At 59.1% G+C, this 19,225-nt stretch carries 14 protein-coding genes; 8 read left to right on the top strand and 6 right to left on the bottom strand.

Features of this window, described 5'->3' with window-relative positions:
- Positions 1-439 precede the first annotated feature (439 nt).
- The 4 genes from RA21_RS20285 (at position 440) to RA21_RS20270 (ending at position 6,442) form a co-directional block, all read left to right on the top strand.
- The gene (locus RA21_RS20285; protein WP_039152169.1) at positions 440-1,462 is read left to right on the top strand and encodes a putative 2-aminoethylphosphonate ABC transporter substrate-binding protein; all 1,023 of its coding nucleotides are present in this window, start codon (positions 440-442) and stop codon (positions 1,460-1,462) included.
- Between the two features lie 123 nt (positions 1,463-1,585).
- The gene (locus RA21_RS20280) at positions 1,586-2,683 is read left to right on the top strand and encodes a putative 2-aminoethylphosphonate ABC transporter ATP-binding protein (protein WP_039152168.1); all 1,098 of its coding nucleotides are present in this window, start codon (positions 1,586-1,588) and stop codon (positions 2,681-2,683) included.
- Positions 2,680-4,686: a putative 2-aminoethylphosphonate ABC transporter permease subunit gene (locus RA21_RS20275; RefSeq protein ID WP_019297965.1), complete on the top strand. Its 2,007-nt coding sequence runs from the start codon at positions 2,680-2,682 to the stop codon at positions 4,684-4,686. The genes RA21_RS20280 and RA21_RS20275 overlap by 4 nt, the downstream gene beginning before the upstream one ends.
- Positions 4,687-4,717: 31 nt before the next feature.
- A complete protein-coding gene (locus RA21_RS20270) occupies positions 4,718-6,442 on the top strand; it encodes a Na/Pi cotransporter family protein (protein WP_082009018.1) in 1,725 nt (574 codons plus the stop codon).
- 4 nt (positions 6,443-6,446) lie between these two features.
- Here the strand turns inward: RA21_RS20270 and RA21_RS20265 are convergent, their stop codons facing one another.
- The 5 genes from RA21_RS20265 to RA21_RS20245 all read right to left on the bottom strand — a co-directional run bounded on the left by RA21_RS20265 (position 6,447) and on the right by RA21_RS20245 (position 13,084).
- On the bottom strand, positions 6,447-7,430 hold the full coding sequence (locus RA21_RS20265; RefSeq protein WP_082009017.1) for a GlxA family transcriptional regulator: 984 nt from the start codon (positions 7,428-7,430) through the stop codon (positions 6,447-6,449).
- Positions 7,431-7,507: 77 nt separating this feature from the next.
- Entirely contained in the window at positions 7,508-9,958 is a 2,451-nt protein-coding gene (locus RA21_RS20260) for a GcvT family protein (RefSeq protein WP_039152166.1), read from the bottom strand.
- A gap of 66 nt (positions 9,959-10,024) precedes the next feature.
- Complete coding sequence (locus RA21_RS20255) at positions 10,025-11,512, bottom strand: tripartite tricarboxylate transporter permease (protein WP_039152165.1); 1,488 nt, start codon at positions 11,510-11,512, stop codon at positions 10,025-10,027.
- Between the two features lie 9 nt (positions 11,513-11,521).
- Positions 11,522-12,082, bottom strand: coding sequence for a tripartite tricarboxylate transporter TctB family protein (locus tag RA21_RS20250; RefSeq protein ID WP_052257731.1), 561 nt, complete (start codon positions 12,080-12,082; stop codon positions 11,522-11,524).
- Positions 12,083-12,136: 54 nt separating this feature from the next.
- Positions 12,137-13,084 carry a tripartite tricarboxylate transporter substrate binding protein gene (locus RA21_RS20245; protein WP_039152162.1) on the bottom strand — a complete coding sequence of 316 codons (948 nt, stop codon included), beginning with the start codon at positions 13,082-13,084 and terminating at the stop codon, positions 12,137-12,139.
- Positions 13,085-13,357: 273 nt separating this feature from the next.
- Here RA21_RS20245 and RA21_RS20240 point away from each other — a divergent pair, with 273 nt between their 5' ends.
- The 4 genes from RA21_RS20240 to RA21_RS20225 all read left to right on the top strand — a co-directional run bounded on the left by RA21_RS20240 (position 13,358) and on the right by RA21_RS20225 (position 17,891).
- Positions 13,358-14,305: a phosphotransferase gene (locus RA21_RS20240; protein ID WP_052257730.1), complete on the top strand. Its 948-nt coding sequence runs from the start codon at positions 13,358-13,360 to the stop codon at positions 14,303-14,305.
- Between the two features lie 136 nt (positions 14,306-14,441).
- Positions 14,442-15,056, top strand: a complete 615-nt coding sequence (locus RA21_RS20235) for a TetR/AcrR family transcriptional regulator (protein WP_039152159.1) — start codon at positions 14,442-14,444, stop codon at positions 15,054-15,056.
- A gap of 68 nt (positions 15,057-15,124) precedes the next feature.
- Positions 15,125-16,534, top strand: coding sequence for an aldehyde dehydrogenase family protein (locus RA21_RS20230; RefSeq protein ID WP_019297974.1), 1,410 nt, complete (start codon positions 15,125-15,127; stop codon positions 16,532-16,534).
- Positions 16,497-17,891, top strand: coding sequence for an aspartate aminotransferase family protein (locus RA21_RS20225; RefSeq protein ID WP_342586530.1), 1,395 nt, complete (start codon positions 16,497-16,499; stop codon positions 17,889-17,891). Before RA21_RS20230 ends, RA21_RS20225 begins: the two co-directional genes overlap by 38 nt.
- A gap of 373 nt (positions 17,892-18,264) precedes the next feature.
- On the opposite strand, the gene RA21_RS20220 is transcribed toward RA21_RS20225, so the two are convergent.
- Complete coding sequence (locus RA21_RS20220; protein WP_039152157.1) at positions 18,265-19,170, bottom strand: LysR family transcriptional regulator; 906 nt, start codon at positions 19,168-19,170, stop codon at positions 18,265-18,267.
- Positions 19,171-19,225 lie beyond the last annotated feature (55 nt).

Below are 19,225 nucleotides of genomic sequence, written 5' to 3'. Positions count from 1 at the left end.
TTCCCCAACAAGTTCAAGCTGATGACCGCCCGGCGTAGCACCGTCCGGAACCATCCGAGCCTCCGAAATCAGCGCCCGCAGCGCCGCCGTCGCCTCCCGCCGCACCTCTGGTGCATTCAGGGCGCCAGCCAAGTCCTCGATCAGTTCCCGGTACCGCGCCGACAGGCTCGGGTGCAGCCGCAGGGTACCGGCTCGGCTGCTTGCCGTTTGGAGTGTTGTTATAGTGAAGTTTTAATTGACTCTATGACGCGATGATCATAAGTCGAACTATGCGTTCAGTTATTGACGGAATGTCAAGGCTGCCGCGTGGAGGTTGCTAGTCGCAACATCAACCGGAGGAGGGAGGCGCGACAGAAATTGCTGTTTTTACAGTTCGAAAGTCTGGTCAAACAGCTTTTGGATGGCTCGGTCGCACCCTCAGACCCATAGGGAGGAGATTATGGTGTCGAAATTTTACACCCTGGTTCAGGCAGTTGCTCTGGCATGTGCCGCAGCAACCGCGTCGGCCGAGACTGAACTGACGGTTTATACTGCTCTGAACGCAGATGATCTGGACCGCTATGCTGCGTCCTTCAATGAAACTAACCCGGACATCAAGATCAACTGGGTCAGGGATTCCACTGGGATCATCACAGCGAAGCTGCTGGCCGAGAAAAACAACCCGCAGGCAGATGCGGTGCTGGGGCTGTCTGTCAACTCAGTGATGGCCCTGAAGCTGGAAGGCATGCTGGAGCCCTACAGCCCCGCAGGTGCCGATACGCTGAATGCCCAGTTCGTGGACAATGGTGATGCCCCTAGCTGGGTTGGCATGAATGCACTGTTTTCCGCGATCTGCTTCAACACCGTCGAAGGCGAGAAACTGGGCATCGCAGCGCCGCAATCTTGGGATGACCTGCTGAAACCAGAATATGCAGGCCATATTGTGATGCCGAACCCCAACTCTTCGGGTGCGGGGCTGCTGAACGTCACCAGCTGGCTGTCGCTGAAAGGGAGCGAGGAAGGCTGGGGTTACATGGCCGGATTGCATGAAAATATCGCGCGCTACACGCACTCCGGGTCGAAGCCCTGCAAGCTGGCCGCTTCGGGTGAAAACCTTATCGGCATCTCCTATGCGCTGGCGGCAACCAAGCTGAAGGGCAGCGGCGCCCCGATCGACATCATTATCCCGACGGAAGGTGTTGGCTGGGATATGGAGGCAACCGCCATCGTCGCGGGCACGCCGAAGCTGGAGGCCGCCCAGGCGCTGATGGACTGGACGGCGACAGAGGACGCCAATGAGGTTTATGCAAAAGTATATGCCGTCGTTGCCAAACCTGGCGTGTCCAATCCGAACGAGCATTACCCGTCCAATGTCGTGGACGCGATGATCCCCAGCGACTTTGCGAACATTGCCAAGAACCGCGACACCATTCTGAGCGATTGGCAAAGCCGTTTCGGCCATAAGTCCGACCCTCAGAACTGAGGGGCGGCATTCACCCCGGGCTGCTGCTCCCTGGCCCGGGGTTTTTTCTTTCTTCACCAAAAGTGCGGCGGCAAATGATCGCGCAATGAACCAGCCCCGGTCGTCCGGCAGCGGAGAAATCCCATGGCAAACCCATATGTTGAGATCTCCGATCTCGAAAAATTTTATGGCAGTTTCTGCGCTCTGAAGGGCGTGTCGCTGACCATTCTGGAATCCGAACTCGTCTGTTTTCTTGGCCCGTCGGGGTGCGGCAAAACCACATTGCTGCGTGCGATTGCCGGGCTCGATCTGCCCAGTTCCGGGCAGATCCGGCAGGGCGGGGACGATATCACCAGCCTGCCGGCCTCGTCCCGTGACTACGGGATCGTGTTCCAGTCCTACGCGCTGTTCCCTAATCTCACCATCTCCCGAAACATCGGGTTCGGGCTTGAAAACCGGGGGCTTGGAAAGTCCGAGATTCAGGCCCGTGTTAACGAATTGCTGGCGCTAGTCGGCCTGCCTGACCAGGGTAATAAATATCCGTCGCAGCTGTCGGGCGGGCAGCAGCAGCGCGTGGCCCTGGCCCGGGCCATGGCGGTTTCGCCGGGCCTGCTGCTGCTGGATGAGCCGCTGTCGGCCCTGGATGCCAAGGTGCGGACCCACCTGCGCCACGAGATCAAGGAACTGCAGCGGGACACCGGTGTCACGACAATTCTGGTGACGCACGACCAGGAGGAAGCCCTGTCGATGGCGGACCGGATCGTGGTGATGAACCACGGTGTGATCGAACAGATCGGGACGCCTGCAGAAGTCTACCGGGAGCCGGAAAGCCTGTTTGTGGCCGACTTTGTGGGGGACACAAACCAGCTGGCTGTTGCGGCTGCGGGGCCTGATACAGTCTCGAACGGCTTCTCCACGTTCCGGTGCCGCAACCACGGCCACGCCGCGGGCAGGGACCTGGTCGCGGTTATCCGGCCAGAGGATGTTGTGCCTGTCGAAACCGGCGCGGCGCCGTCGCAGGACGCCAGCCGGATTGACGTCATGATCCGGGAGATGGAATTCCTTGGCTCTTTCTGGCGCTGCGATCTGGACAGCGCAGCCTTAGGGCGCGCGCATTTTTATGCGGATTTCTCAATCAATGCGGTGCGCCGGCTGGGGCTGACCCAGGGGGCAAGCCTGACGGTTGAGCTGCCGGTTGATCGCCTGATGGCGTTTGAACCGCTGCAGGAGGCGGCACAATGACGGATGCTGCACACCCGCTGCCCAAAACCGGCGTGAAGGCCAGGATGTCCCGCGACGACCTGGTCATACGCGGCGGCATCATTGTCATTTTCATGTATTTGCTGGTCGCTTTGGTCTTCCCGATGGGGGCCATGCTGGCAAAGGCGTTCTCGACCTATGCATTCCAGCTGGAGCAGTACGAATTCCAGGTCAGCGATGAAGCAGGCACATTTGATGATACGGTCCTTACGGCTGCAGTCTTGAATGCCGCAAATGAGACGCTTCCGCAGGAAAAGCTGACAGCAAAGTCGACCAGCAGCATTTCGGCCACGGCGTTTTTTCCTGAGTTCAGCTTCCGCAGCCCGGAGCGCTACCGGATCCGGACCGCGTCTGAAGATGCGGCTTTCTTGAAGGGCGCCCAGCTCCATTCCGGACCGAATTGGGTTGAAATGAGCTCTAACGAGTTCCGGCAGGTACTGCTGAAACCGTCACGTAGTTACGGGCTCGGCAACTTCGCGACTTATTTCTCGACACCGGTTCTGTTCAAGTCCATCCGCAACTCCTTGCTGATCTCGGCAATCAGTACCGCGGTTACGGTTTCGCTGGCTTTTGCTTTTGCCTATGCGCTGAACCGCTCCTGCATGGCGCTCAAGGGGGTGTTCCGCCTGGCAGCCATGGCGCCGATCCTGGTGCCGTCGCTGCTGCCCGGTATTGCGCTGGTCTATCTGTTCGGCAACCAGGGCATGCTGAAATGGATGCTGATGGGGGAAACCATCTACGGACCCATCGGGATCTTGCTGGGGTCGATCTTCTTTTCCTTTCCCCATGCGTTCATCATTATCGCAACGGCGCTGACCCTGTCGGACGCACGGCTGTATGAGGCCGCCGCCTCGCTGCGCACGAGTCCGTTCAAGACCTTCATGACGGTGACGCTTCCCGGCGCGCGGTTCGGCCTGATTTCCGCAAGCTTTGTGGTTTTCAGCCTGGTGATGACAGACTTCGGCCTGCCCAAGGTGATCGGCGGGCAGTACTCCATGCTGGCAGTCGACATCTATCAGCAGGTGATCGGGCAGCAGAACTTTGAGATGGGTGCGGTTGTATCCTTCCTGCTGATCATCCCGGCGCTTATGGCGTTTGCCGTGGACCGGCTGGTGCAGGGAAAACAGCAGTCTCTGCTGTCTGCGCGCTCTGTGCCATATGAGCCTGCGCCGCGGCCTCTGACGGACAAGCTGTGCTTTGCCTTCTGTGCAGCCATGTGCGTCTTTCTGCTGGGGATCATCGGCGTCTGCCAGTACGCGGCGCTGGTCAAATTCTACCCCTATGACCTGAGCCTCAGCCTGAGCAACTACCGCTTCGACCTGTTGGACGGCGGCTGGGCGTCCTATTTCAACTCGATCAAGCTAGCGCTTCTGTCGGCCGTCTTCGGAACCGCCGTGGTGTTCCTGGCCGCCTACTTCGTGGAGAAGGGCAATGCTTTTTCGGCGGGGCGGGGGCTGCTGCAGGGGATCGCTATGCTGCCGATGGCAATTCCAGGCATGGTGCTGGGACTGGCCTACATCTTCTTCTTCAACGATGCTGCCAACCCTTTCAACTGGCTGTATGGAACCATGGCCATTCTTGTGGTCAGTACGGTGACTCACTTTTTCACGGTTGCCTACCTGACATCGGCCACGGCCCTGAAACAGGTTGATGCAGAGTTTGAACCGGTGGCCGCGTCACTGAAGCAACCGGTGTTCCGGCTGTTTTCGACGGTGACGGTGCCGATGTGCGCGCCGGCCTTGCTGGAAATCGGTATCTACCTGTTCGTCAATGCGATGACCACGGTGTCGGTGGTGGTGTTCCTGTATTCACACAATACGCCCCTTGCTTCGATCGCGATCCTGAACATGGATGATGCGGGCGATATCGCCCCAGCAGCTGCCATGGGGATGATGATTTTCTACACCAACCTGGCGGCGCGGCTGTTCCATCTTTGGGTGTCCCGCGTTGTCCTGAAGCGGTCGCAAGCCTGGCGGACGCGCTGAGTTTCACCACCGGCGACGGGCCAACCTGTCTATGCTCGCCATCGTTGAAAATTCAGGGAAAGGTTACTCTGTGCAGATCCTGAGTTTTATCTTTCAATTGGCCGGGTCGGTCATGATGCTTTTGTTCGCAGTCCGTATGGTACGAACCGGCATTGAACGGGCCTTTGGTTCGGCATTCCAGAGATTGCTGACTGCGCCGCGAAATCCGCTGATGCTGGCACCGCTTGGGATATTGCTGGCCTGCGTCCTGCAAAGCTCGGCCGCAGTTACCCTCCTGGTAGCGGGCTTCTCAGGGGCTGGGGCACTTTCCTTTGTGCCTGGCATTGCAATTGTCCTGGGTGGAGATCTGGGCTCAGCCATGCTGATCCAGGTCTTGTCGCTTCGGTTGGACTGGCTCATACCTGTGCTTCTCACCACGGGTGGTTTCCTGTTCCTAAAGACCGACCAGCGCAGTTTGAAACAAGCCGGCCGGATTCTACTCGGTATTGCCTTCATTCTGGTCTCGCTGAGTTACCTCCGGCAAACAATGGAACCGTTCCGCGAAAGTGCGTTTCTGCCAGCTGTCGCAGGATACCTGGCACAAGACTTTGTGACGGCATTCCTAGTTGGGGTGATTTTGGCATTTGTCATGCACTCATCTGTGGCCGCCATCCTCATGATCGTTGCGGTCGTCGATATCGGCGCAATCTCGCTAGCGACTGGCCTGTCCCTAGTGCTAGGCGCCAATGCGGGCTCTGCTTTGATACCTGTCTGGTTGTCACGCGGTATGGAGCCAGTAGCGCGGCGCGTGCCAGTGGCAAACATGCTGCTGCGCGGAAGCGGCGCTATCTTGGCTGTTTCTCTTTTAAACAGCAGTGCTGGTGCTGATGTGTTCCTGGCGAGTAGAGATCCGGCCCAAACCCTGATTACTGTTCACATCGCCTTCAATGCAGCACTGCTATTGACTGTGCCTTTTGCTGTTCAACTGGAAGCACCAGTTGCTGCCATCTTTCCCAAAAATGAAGTGCGGGGTGAGGAACTTTCATCGCGCTACCGGTCGGTTTTAAACCGCGCAGACTTGGCCAGCCCTTCGCTAGCATTGGCCGGGCTGAGGAGGGAAGTATTGCGCATGGCAGGGTTGGTGGAGGAGATGACTGCCCCGGTTATGGATTTGTACAGGCGGGCTGATGAAGACACACTGGAACGGCAGCGGGGGTGCGAGGACGCGCTTAATTCTGCCTTGAATGAGGTGCGCAACTATTCCGCCGAGATTGATCAAACTGTGATTGGTCGGGAACTTCGCGCGGAATTGCGAGCTCTGGTAGACTACGCAATCGCACTGGAGGCCGCGGGGGATATCGTGGTTAAACGGCTGGTTCCTTTGACACAGGAAAAACACCGCAGCAGCTTGGAGTTCAGTCCGGCTGGTTTTTCCGAGCTGCTTACGCTTCATGCAAAGGCAATGTCTAACTTAGACAAAGCTACTAATGTTCTTATTGGATCTGACTTGGAGGGCGCGCGCCTTTTGCTTGAAGAGAAGGCCGAAATAGCCCGCATAGAAAGGAACAGCCGCAAAGAGCATCTCAAGAGATTGGCAGAGGGGGAGCTAAACAGCTTTCGCACAAGCGACCTTCATTTGGAGACCGCTTATTCTTTTAAGGAATTCCATTCGTGGATCGTTACAGTGGCTCACCCGATCTTGCAGCGCGAAGGACAGCTGCTTGAGACTCGATTGATCCGCAAACCGGAGCCAGCGCGAGCAAACGCTAAGGCATGAATGATCAAGCGGCGGGATCGTTTTCGACTCGCTGTGCAAACTGGTATGGAGAAATTCCGTATTTTTGCCTGAAGGAATTGCGGAAGTTGGAAGCCGAATAAAATCCGACACAGGCTGCGACCTCGCCTACGGTCAAGTCGGTCTGCATCAGCAGAAGTCGGCCACGGCAGAGGCGGGCATCCTTAACGAACCGGGCAGGCGTCATCCCGAGTTCACTGGAGAAGAGCCTCTCAAGCTGGCGTCTTGAAATGCTGTGGCGCAGGCACAGGGTTTCGATGGAAATGTCGCTGCTGAGGTTGGCGCGTATGTCGTTGAGAACCGAAAGTAGCGTTTTGTTCCGGGTTGCAAACCGCTGGTTCAGAGGCATCTTCTGCGCTACGCCGCTGTTGCGCGGGCCGTTGTGCAGGCAAAGGTCGGCAATCTCCTGGGCAAAATTGAACCCATGATCGCGTTCAATCACTTGCAGGATCAGGTCGCTCGCCGAGATGCCGCCGCCGCATGTTAAAATCCGCTGGTCGATGCAGAACCTGTGATCGGAAGGGCAGAGATGCCAATGGCTTTCCAAGAATGACGCGCGGGATTGCCAGTGCAGGGTGAACTCCCTCTCTGCGAGAATACCGGCATTGGCAAGAAGCTGCACCGCGGTGCCAACCGCGCCAATACGTGCGCCGCGCCGCCAAGCGGCGCGCAGATCGCCTCCCAGCTGTTTGGAAACCGGGTGGTCCGCAGCAGGGCCGAACACCAGCATGATGTCTGCACTGCGAAAATCATCAAACCCGGATGCCACGCCGAGTGCTGCCCTGTTTGTGTCTGTGACTGGCTTTCCGTCCGGGCTGTGCAGTGTCCAACGGTACAGCTCGTTTCCAGCCAGAAGGTTGGCTTCTCTAAGCGGTTCGGTCACTGCACCGAGGGATAACAGGTCGAACCCAGGAACCAGAAGCAGAGCCAAGGTTGTTGCATCTGCAGAAACTGGGTGTTCAGGGATCATGGCAGAATTCTTGTTTTGAACAAGGTGGGTGGCATGCGCCGGCCAAGGGGGGACAAAAACCGGCGCATGCGCTCTTACTACGACAGAAGCTTCTTGCTTTGGGGGTCGTAGAATCCGCGCAAGCTGACAGTGGCATCCACGGCCTCGCCCTCGATCAGAACCTGATAGTGGCCGTCTTCAAGGTCAGCCTTGCCTGACGCGCCTTCCGGCAGGTCAAGAAGGCACAGGCCGGTGGCGGTGCCTTGAATGTAGCTGTAGGCCGCACTGTTGATGGAGCCGAGCACCTCGCCATTGCGAAGAACAGGCTCGCGCCCGAACAAGAGCGGTTCGGCATTGTTCAGCTTGATCGCGCACAGGAAAGGCCCTTGTGCCTTTTCCTTGAGGGTCAAATAGGCATCGCGTCCGATGAAGGGGATGTCCTTTTTGGTTTTGCATAGGAACTCGACACCCAGCTGATGCGGGGCTTCCATATAGGCCATGTCGGTGCCCCAATGCAGGTATCCCTTGTCGATACGCAGAGCGTTGAGCGCATCCGTGCCCAGCAGGCGGATGCCGTATTCGTCCTGCTTCGCCATGATGGTATCGAACACGTGCTCGGCCAGATCCGGCGTCATGTAGAGTTCGAAACCAAGTTCGCCGCTGTAGGACAGGCGCTGGACCCAAACCTCTGCATAACCAATGCGGATGGTCTTGCCGGAGTTGAAGGGGAAGGCCTCATTCGACAGATCGGCATCTGTCAGCGAAGACAGCAGTGCGCGGCTTTTCGGCCCCATCACCGACAACGCGGCATAGGCGGTGGTCACATCGCGGATCCGCACGTCCTCGCCGGGATTGATATGATCGCGCAGCCGGTTCAGGTCGCGGCGGCGGCGTCCGGTTGAGCTGGTGACGATGAAGCGGTCTTCGGCATGGCGGGCAACCGTCATGTCGGTTTCGATGCCGCCGTCCTCGTTCAGCATCAGGGTGTAGGCCAGCCGCCCCGGGGCAATTGCCATATTGTTGGTGCACATGCGCTGCAAGAAGCTTTCGGCGTCTTTACCTTCGACTTCGGTCTTTCCCATCGGGGAGTAGTCGATGATGGCCACGGCCTCACGCGCCGCCTGCTGTTCGGCCTGGGCGTATTCGAACCAGTTGGCACGGCCAAAGGAGTATTCGGCCTTCGCCTCGGCCCCGGCAGGTGCGTACCAGGCCGGGCGCTCCCAGCCCATGGATTCACCGAAATAGGCGCCGCGGTCCTTGAGCAGGTGATGGAACGGCGTCTTGCGAATGCCGCGCGCGGTGTGCCGCTGGTGATGCGGATAGTGCAGGGCATAGGACAGGGCGAGCGTTTCAGGCGCGCGTTGCTGCAGATAGGCATCGCCTGCCTGGAAGCTCTCCAGGCGGGCCGGGTCGACACCGCTGAGATCGCGCATCGGCTTGCCGTTGACGATCCATTCCGCCAGAGCGCGGCCCGCGCCTGCACCGCATTGGATGCCGGTGGAGTTAACGCCAGCGAGGATGAAGTACCCCTTGATGTCCGGCGCTTCGCCGATGGTGGCGCGGCCGTCGTGGGTGAAGCTTTCAGGGCCGTTGAAGAAGGTCCGGATGCCGGTTTCCTGAAGCACCGGAACCCGCTCCAGCGCCTCTTCCATCACGTCCATGACGTGTTCTTCGACAAAAGGCAGCGAGTCGAAGCTGAAGTCCTCGGGGATGCCGTCTTCGCCGTAGGGAACCACGATACGGTGGCCAAAGCCGACCAGGAGCTTGCCCGCGTCTTCCTTGAAATAGGTGGCATCGTCATAGGACCGCAGCACAGGCAGGTCCTTGGGCAGGTCCGGGATCGCTTCGGTAACCAGGTAGTAATGCGCGCAAGCGTGCAGCGGGATTTCGACCCCGTTCTGACGGCCCAGTTCGCGCGCCCACATGCCGGCGGTGTTCACCACGACGTCGGCCTGAATGTGGCCCTTGTCGGTGCGGACCCCTGTCACACGGCCGTTCTCCACCACGACCTCCTCGACCTTGGTGTCTTCGAACACCTGGACGCCGCGTCCGCGGGCGCCCTTGATCAAGGCTGTGGTCAGGTCCACTGGGTTGATGGAGCCGTTGCTGGGGATCCAGACGCCGCCTGCGACGCCGTCCAGATTGACCAGCGGATAACGTTCCTTGATCTCGTCGTGACCGATTTCACGGGCTTCGATATCGAACAGCCGCGCAAAGTCGATCTGGCGGCGCAGCTGGCGCATCCGGTCGGGGAAGCGGGCCACCGTGACGGAACCCGTTTGGCGGAAGCCGGTGGTCTGGCCGGTCTCGGCTTCAAGTTCCTCGATGATTTCGGTGCCGTAGGAGGCGAACTCGGTCGACAGCGTGTCGCCGCGCAGCCGCCCGACCAGTCCGGCGGCGTGCCAGGTGGTGCCGCAGGTGAGCTGCTTGCGTTCCAGCAGCACCACATCGGTCCAGCCCTGTTTGGCCAGGTGATAAGCGACAGAACAGCCATGCACGCCGCCGCCGATGATGACGACCTGAGCACGGTCCGGGACTTGATTTGCCATTGTTCATTCCTTTGCAGATGGTTGGCCGGCGGCATGCGGAGGGGACGCGCGCCGGGATTGAAGGGGTTAGACGGGGTTTGACAGCGCCTTGCGGAGCCGGAAGACCGAAATCAGATGCAGGGTGACCGCCAGAACGATCAGGCCGAAAATGGTGGCGGCGATGGGGCGATTGATCATGTCCAGCGGCGTTTGCACATTGGCGAGTGCGATGCGCAGCTTCACTTCCATTATGCCGCCCAGAACCATGCCGAGGATGATCGGCACGATCGGCAGGTTCAGCCGTTTCAGCACCATGCCCAGCACACCAAAACCGGCAGCGATGGCGCAGTCCGTCACCGAGTTTCGCAGCGCGTAGACGCCGACGAAAGAAAGCGTGAGGATGATCATGCCGAGGTATCGGTTGGGAATGATGATGACCCGGGTCAGCTGGCGCGAGAACAGAATCAGGAAAACCAGCGCCAGCACGTTCAGCGCCAGCAAGCACAAGTAAAGGCCGAGAATAAACTCCGGCCGCTGCTCGAACAGGCCCGGGCCAGGGATCACGTTGTGGACGTAGAACACGGTCAGCATCATCGCGGTCAGGGCTTCGCCCGGGATGCCGAGGGCCAGCAGCGGGATCATTGCGGCGGCGGGCACCGCATTGTTGGCGGCCTCCGAGGCAATGATCCCTTCGGGAGAGCCATTGCCGAATTCTTCAGGTGTCTTCGAAGTTTTCTGCGCCAGAGAGTACGAGAAGAACTGGGCCAGGAACTCTCCGACACCGGGAATGATGCCGAAGATCACCCCAAAGCCTGAGGAGGACAGTACGGTCTTGGGAAACCGCAGCACTTCGAACAGGTGCTGGAACACGCCGCGGCCGATTTTCGGCTCTGCCGCATCCTGATCCTTGCCAAGCAGCAGGACAAAGGCCTGGCTAAGGGCGAAAAGCCCCAGCACCACGACGATGACGTCTATGCCTGAGGCCAGCCAGGTCTGATCGAAGGTGAAGCGTTTCGAATAGCGGATCGGTTCCAGACCGATGGTGTTAATGAAGATGCCAAAGCACAACAGCGCCCCGGCGGCCATGTTCTGGCCGCGGTGGACAATGACGACCAGAACCATGCCCAGGAGGGCGGCAAGAAAGATCTCCTTGGCGCCGAAGTTCGGAGCGATACTGGCCAGGAGCGGCGACAGGGCAATCAGGGCCAGCACCGAAATGACCCCGCCGCAGAAGGACGCGCCATAGGCAAGCGAAATGGCACGGGTGGCCTCACCCCGTCGGGTCATCGGGTAGCCATCATAGGTTGTCAGGGCGTTGACCGCGGTGCCGGGGGTGTTCAGCAGAATCGCAGGCAGCGCGCCTCCGAACATCGAGGAGCCGTAGATGCCCAAAAGCAGGGTCAGGCCGGTAAGCGGCTCCATGGCGTATGTAGCCGGAAGCAGGATGGCGATGGCAACCGCTGGTCCCACGCCGGGGATGGCGCCAATAATGATGCCGCCCAGTGATCCGGCAACCAGGGCAATCAGGATGTCCCAGCGGGCCAGCATCTCGAGCGCGGAGAAAAGCAGATCCATGACAGCCTCTTACAGATAGATCAGGAACAGGTTGCGGAGACCGGCGGGCAGAAGCTCATAGGCGGCGCCGGCAGGGATCTTCACCTGCAGAAAGCTGCGGAAGAACAGCACCACAGCCAGTGACAGGCCCACGGACACCCATAGGAACCTGGCGCTGCGGTAGCCAAGCCGAAGGGTGAGCGCAGTGCTGAACAGCAAGGTGGACGGCAGGTAGCCAAGGCAGGGCACGATCAGCACATAGGCCAGAAACCAGCCGGTAAACTCCGCCGAGCGCAGCCAAAACAGCAGTTCCGGCCCCATTGGCGCTCCCTGGCGCGTGGACAGGTTGCGGCGGATGCAGATGCCCAGGTTCATCACGCCAAACCCCAGCATTCCGTAAATCGACAGAAGCGACCAGAAGCCGGGCTGGTTGAGTGCGCTTGCACCCTTTACCGTTTTCAGTTCAGCACCTGTGTTGAACCAAAGAAAAACTGCAAACAGGAAGGCCGCCGCCGAGAAGGCCAGTTCAGCACGCACATGCGGCGGTTCGATAATGCCGATGGCATCGTGATGTTCCGGTTCTTGCGGCATGGCTGCCTCCCTGCTTGCAGCGGCAGGGCCCTGGGAGAGGCCCTGCCAATGGGATCAAAGGCCCAGGCTTGCGTTGATTTTGGCGATTGCGTCGATGTTTTTGCCGATCAGGTCTTTCGATCCGTTGGCATCCAGCCAATAGAGCTGGGCACCGGTCTCTTCACCGAATTTGCGGGCGCGTTCGCTGGCGATGGTCTTCTCTGCCACGGAAGCGATCTTCTCGCGCACATCCGCCGGGGTGTCCTTGTGCACGAACAGGCCGTTCCACAGGGTCAGGTCCAGTGCAGGAACGATTTCCGCAACGGTCGGCGCATCCGGCGCGTGGGGCAGGCGCTCAGGCGTGATGGCTGCCAGGACCTGAATATCGTCGAGACAGGGCAGCATCAGCTGGATCGTGGTGTTTCCGACATCCGCGTCGCCAGAGGCGAAGGTGTTGCAGTCGACCAGGTCAAAAGCGGCGTCAGAGGCATATTCAAACCCCAGCTCCTGCGCCAGCGACAGGGTCACCTTGGTCGGGGTCAAGGGTGCGCCGAAATGGGCCAGAGTGACAGGATTGTCCTGCGCATGCGCGGCCAGTTCCTGCATTGTGCTGTAGGGCTTGTCCTTCGAAGTCACGATGACAAACGGATAGGTCAGGAAAATGCCGAGGGGGTCAAACGGGTCCGGCGACAGCTCGGGGATCCCCAGTGAAGGGCCAACCACCGGAACGCCGATCACAAAGGAGCCGATTGTATATCCGTCAGCCGGTGCAGAGGCGACTTCCACCGCGCCGGGAAACGGGCCGCCGCCGCCGCCGGGTTTGTTCACCACTGCGGCCGGCACTCCGTATTCAGCCTGGAAGTCTTCGGCAATCATGCGAGTCAACACGTCTTCCATGTCGCCTGGCGGCCAGGGCACCACGAATTGCACGGGTTTCTCCGGATACTCCGCCCAGCCGGGCACAGCTGTGAATGTCGCCATGGCTGCCGCCACGGTCACTGCAGTCATCTTCGCAAGTTTCATTGGTCTCCTCCCTTAAGGACGCTGAGGTTTGCGTTTTGCCTCCCGGCCGAGCCGGTTCGTTCAAAAACTGAACTAAAAGTTCGATTATTGACGATGAGGATATTTTCTGACATAAAATTCCCAATCTGTAAACGCTTCTTGCCTGGCTCGGCGTCCAACAGTGCAAATTCAGGCTAAAACGCCGGAATCGCACTAAAGTCCTGAGGCAGGGTTCTGGGGCCGTCTGATTTCTGCGCGGGGAGGTGCGGAAAACAGCCAAATGGGAGAGAGAGTTTGACCGAATCAGCAGTTGTTCAGGACACCGCCGAATTCGATGAGCGCATTGCCCGCATCGTGGATCAGGTTTCCGGATGGGACGATGGCAAGGCCACATGGAAGTGGCTTTCAGGCGGCGGGGCTCACAAGAATTTCCTGGTAGACAATGGGGACGGGACTGCACAGTCCGTCGTCAAGCTGTGGAACCGGGACTGGGAAACGCTTGGAATTGTGCCGCCCAGTGCGGTGCCGATGCTGAATACCGTTGATGCCGGGCGGGCGGGCATCGGCGCGCCGGTTGTCGCCATTGTCGACGATCCGCTGGCCCTGATGATTGAGTTTCTGCCCGGCAAGCCCTTGAATCTCAAGGATCCTGACGTTCTGCCCCGCGTCGCAGCAAAGGCGCGTCAGTTGCATGACAGCGGCCTCAACTTCCGCCGCGATTTCAACCCGTTTGCCGAGGCGCGTGTGATCCTGGCATCGGCTCAGCGTGCCGATGTCGCCTTGCCGGACGACTACAACGAAATCCTGCCTGTTTTGCAGAGGATCGAGCAGGCGCTGGACTTGCGGCCGCGCGATTTCGTCCCCAGCCATAATGATCTGTACAGTGCCAACCTGCTGGAGCAGCCGGACGGGACAATCCGGCTGATCGACTATGACCTCTCGGGCAACAGCGACCGCTGCTATGATCTGGGTCTCATGACCACTTTCGAGGATCTCGATTCCGATCAGGTCAGCCGCCTCACTGAAAGCTACTTTGGCACCTTCGACAGACGGATGCGGGCGCGTGTCGAGATGTTTGCCATCGCATCGGATTATTGCCAGTTCGCGCTGTTTGCCACAGCCCTCGCGGTGGCCGACATGAATGACGACTACGACTATGCGGGTTTCATGACGCAGAACTGGAGTAACATCCAGAAGCGGACCAGCGGCGCGGGCTTTGGTGCCTTCCTCGCAGAAGTTTGATCAGTCAGGGGCTGCCAGCGGCAAGGCACTGCCGTCTGGCAGATCTCAAACCCGGTGTTCAGTGATTGAATGCCTGTTAGTTTTTGAAACGCGCGGTTAAACTCAAATCCGACAAATTCGGAAGGAGGCCCGACGCATGGCCGAAGGAGAAAAACAACTTTCTCTGCGCGAGCGCAACAAGCTGCGGACACGCAGGGAAATCCACGCTGCGGCGCTGGAGGTGTTCCAGGAGGAAGGCTTCGCAGGCAGTTCGGTTGACAAGATCGCGAAGACGGCGGGCACATCGAAAGGGACTATTTACGTCTATTTTCCCGATGGGCTCAACGACATCTACCGCGAGATTTACGCCGACCTGAGCAAAAAGATCCTGAATGCCGGATGTAACGCGCGCGATGCTGAAACAGATCCAGTGAAACGCATCCTGGCCTTGGCAGCAGCCCTTTTGGAGTTGTGTGCGCAGCCGGAAACTGGGCGGTTCTACAGTTTGCTCAGCCCAACGCTGCGGCCGGTTCTTGCACCGGTTCTGGGTCAGGCCTCGAGTGAGTTCACCGTCATGGTCGCTGAGGATGTCCAGGCGCTGCGCAACAATGACAGTGCTGCGGACGCCACCGTTTTTGCGGAGCTGCTGGTTGGCGCCATGCGTGAGGCCGCAAAGATCGTGAGCGACGCGCCGCGCAAAAAGAAATCGCTGCTCGCCGGGCTGGAAGCCCTTGCCGCCGGTCTGGCGCGCAGCCCCGACCGAACCGCTTAACACCGTGGCCCGTCCGGCATTGCCTGTCTGGCCGCATGAGCCTGAACAGACAATGCCGGAGGCGCATAATGAAAACTTACTCCCTGATCATCGGCGGGAAATCCGTCCCCACACCCAAGCATTTCGAAGTCCGCAACCCGGCAAACGGCGGTGTGGTCGGAAGCGCGCCCTGCGCCACCAAGGAGCAGCTGGACCAAGCGGTCGATGCGGCTGAAAAAGCCTTTGAGAAATGGCGCAAAAGGTCGAGCAAGGACCGCGCTGCGGCCTGTGAGAAGATCGCCCAGAAAATTCAGGAAAACGCCGAGGAACTGGCACAGCTGATCACCCGCGAGCAGGGTAAGCCGCTCAATGGCCTCGGGTCCCGCTGGGAGGTTGGCGGGGCCGTGGCCTGGACTGGCTATACCGCCACGCTGGATACCCCTGTCGAAGTGCTGCAGGATACCAATGAAGGCAAGGTGGAGATGTACCGCAAGCCGCTGGGTGTTGTTGGTTCGATCACCCCGTGGAACTTCCCGGTCATGATTGCAATCTGGCACATCATCCCGGCAATCCGCGCAGGCAACACGGTTGTCATCAAGCCGTCGCCCTTCACGCCCTTGGCCACGATCCGGCTGGTGGAGCTGATGAATGAAGTTCTGCCGCAAGGTGTCGTGAATTGCATCACCGGCGAGGATTTCCTTGGCGCCGAAATGTCGTCGCACCCCAAGATCCGCAAGATTGTGTTCACCGGCTCCTGCGCCACCGGCCAAAAGATCATGCGAAGCGCGGCGGAGACCATGAAACGCCTGACACTGGAGCTTGGCGGTAACGATGCTGGTATCGTGCTGCCGGACGTGGATCCCAAACAGATCGCCGAGGGGCTTTTCTGGGGGGCGTTCATCAATGGCGGCCAGACCTGCGCAGCCCTGAAGCGCCTTTATGTGCATGACAGCGTTTATGAGGATGTCTGCAATGAACTGGCGGAGTTCGCCAGGAACATCGAAGTCGGTGACGGGATGCTCGAAGAGAGCATCATTGGTCCGGTTCAGAACAAGGCGCAGTACGACAAAGTGTCCGAACTGGTTGAGGATGCCAAGAAGGTTGGCGGCAAAGTGCTGCTGGGTGGAAAGGCACAGCACAAGGGGCCGGGGCATTTCTATCCGCTGACTCTTATTGCGGATCTGGACAATGGCACTCGGCTTGTTGACGAGGAACAGTTTGGTCCGGTGCTGCCGATCATCCGCTACAGCGACGTGGATGAGGTCATCAAGCGGGCAAATGACAACCCGAACGGCCTGGGCGGGTCCGTTTGGAGCCGCGACAGCAGCAAGGCCAAGGAGGTCGCCTGCCAGTTGGAGTGCGGGTCTGTCTGGATCAACAAGCATGGCGCCATTCAGCCCAATGCCCCGTTTGGCGGCGTGAAAGCCTCGGGGATCGGTGTCGAATTCGCCAAGGAAGGCCTTGAAGAATACACCGATATCCAGGTCGTGTTCTCGTGAGAGCCGAGACTTCTCTGGAGAGGGGGTTTGCATGAAAAATGCTTATGAAAAGCCAAAAATGTCGGCGAGGGCGCGGTTGATGATGGCCAGAAGGGAACGGCTCCTGGGGCCGAACAATCCGACCTTCTACGATGATCCGGTGCATTTTGTGCGGGGTGAAGGTGTCTGGCTGTTCGACGCGGACGGCCGGCGCTATCTGGATGCCTACAACAACGTGCCCCATGTGGGGCACTGCCACCCGCATGTGGTCGAGGCGATCTCGCGGCAGGCCGGCCTGTTGAACACTCACAGCCGGTATCTGCATGACAATGTCCTGGACTATGCCGAACGCCTGACAGCCACTTTCCACCGCAGCCTGTCAACGGTCCTGCTGACCTGCACCGGCAGTGAAGCCAATGACGTGGCGCTGCGCATGGCGCGGGCCATAACCGGCAAGCACGGGGTGATCGTCACCGACTTCACCTATCACGGAAACACCAGTGCGGTCATGGAACTGGCCACGCTGATCCCGCGCGAGGACGGGTTCAGCACGCATCTGCGGACCATCCCGGCGCCAGACAGTTATCACCTTGAGCCGGGTGAGAAGGATGAAACCGATATGGCAGCCCGGGTTTTGGCGCACCTTGATGCGGCAATTTCATCCTTGGAAGAAGCGGGGCACGGGGTGTCCGCAATCATGTTGTGTCCGATTTTTGCCAATGAAGGGTTCCCGGATTTGCCTCCGGGGTTCCTGGATCGCGTAGCCAAACGTGTGCGCAAGGCTGGCGGTGTTGTCATCGCAGATGAAGTCCAGCCGGGGTTCGGGCGGACCGGTGCGGCGATGTGGGGCCATCAGTACTCCGGATTCACCCCGGACATCGTGACAATGGGCAAACCCATGGGCAACGGCCATCCCATTGGCGGCGTGGTAACCACTCATGACATCATGCATGCCTTCCGGACCAAGAACGTCTATTTCAACACATTCGGCAGCAATCCGGTCTCCTGCGCTGCCGGCTTGGCTGTTCTGGATGTGATTGAAAATGAAAGCCTGATTGAGAACGCGGCGGAGGTTGGGGCCTACGCCAAAGAGCGTCTGGAAAAGATGGCGGAAAAGTTTGGCTTTTTTGGTGACGTCAGAGGGGCAGGCTTGTTCTTCGGTGCAGAGATTGTTCATCCAGGTGAGCAGATCACTGCAGACAAGAAGCTGGCTAAGAGGGCGGTGAACCTGATGCGCGAAAACGGTGTGGTCATGGGGCTGCTAGGGCGGAAGGAAAACCTGTTCAAAATCCGCCCACCAATGCCGTTTTCCAAGGCAAATGCTGACCACCTTTTTGAAGTGATGGATCATGTCCTGAGCCGGCTTTTGAGACAGTAAGGTTGGCTGCGCAACTTTCCTCATCTGCCGTCCCTCGGAGTTCCTCTGGAAAACCGCCGCTTTCTGCTTCGTGCAACTGGCGGTTTGCAAACGCTTCGAGACAAGGTGATATGGCTAAAAGCACCTATGGGCTTTGGTTCGGCCGACTGCTGGTTGCTAACAATGACCAAGCAAAGCCAGGCCCGCTCAGTGTGGTCGATAGCGCCGCGGTTCTCCCCCCCCCATAGTTGTGCGGTGGGTGCTGAAATGAGGCATCCCGGCAGGATTTTGAGCGGTCTTGCTGTGCCTCATTTCCCTGTGTGCTTCCATGCAAATACAAAGGGTTAGGCGGAGGAAAAAGGGGGAGGTGTGATCATACGGGCCAAGCTGTGCTTCAGATTTGCGCTATGGCGTTGATCAGTGCGGCAGCCGTTTTTGCATGGTCCTGCAGGTCAGTCGTCAGCTCAGCGTTGGCGTTGACACAGACGCAAACGCTTTCCTCCATCCGCTGGTCTTTCAAAGGCACAAACCGGATGCCGCCGGCCAGCAATTCCGGACGGACATCGAAACGTGTCATAAAGGCCACCGCATGCCCATTCCGAACCATTTCGCTGGTGAAGAGGACCGAGTTGCTGGATGAAACAATCCGGGGCCGTTTCCGCTGCCGGTGGATTTCCGCCAGCAGCCGGGAATGTACGGACAGGTTTTCGCTGGGCAAACTGACGGGCCAATCCAGACACTCCGCAATCGATATTTCGTGCTGGTCGACAGTGAAATGGATTGGACTATAGACGAGACCGATCCGGCACGAAGTCTCTGACAGCACCCGGACAGGCTGGCTGGGCCGCGCATTGAATGCCAGAGCCAGATCGATTTCGCCTTCGGACAGGGCATGGATCAGCGTACTGGTATCGCCGGTCCTGACCTGCAGGACATCCAGGCGTCCCGCGGCCGTCTGCCGGTCATAAAGAGCAGGCAGCAATGTCTGTGCAAAACACTCTGCTGCGCCGATGCGGAGCTTCTTTTCATTTCCCCTGTCCTTGCGCGCGAGACTGGCACGCAAATGGGTGCTCTCGCTCAGCCAGCGTTCGGCCTGACTCAGCAGTTTAAGCCCGTCCGCGGTCAGCTGCATTCCCTTGGCGTGGCGGGCAAACAGTGCTGTCCCGAGGTCTTCCTCCAGCAAGCGCATCTGCCGGCTCAGCGCAGATGAGGAAATATTCAGTTTGTCTGCTGCCTTTCGGACCGAGCATTCACGCGCCACTTCGACAAAGGAATGCAGCTCCCGCGAGAACTCAGACATCCTACCCTCCTGCCCAAGATCAATGTTCAGATTTTTCGCGCGCTATGCGCGATTC

Origin of the sequence: Leisingera sp. ANG-DT (genome assembly GCF_000813785.1) — a bacterium.
Lineage (GTDB): Bacteria > Pseudomonadota > Alphaproteobacteria > Rhodobacterales > Rhodobacteraceae > Leisingera.
This window is presented reverse-complemented; position numbering and strand designations above follow the sequence as displayed.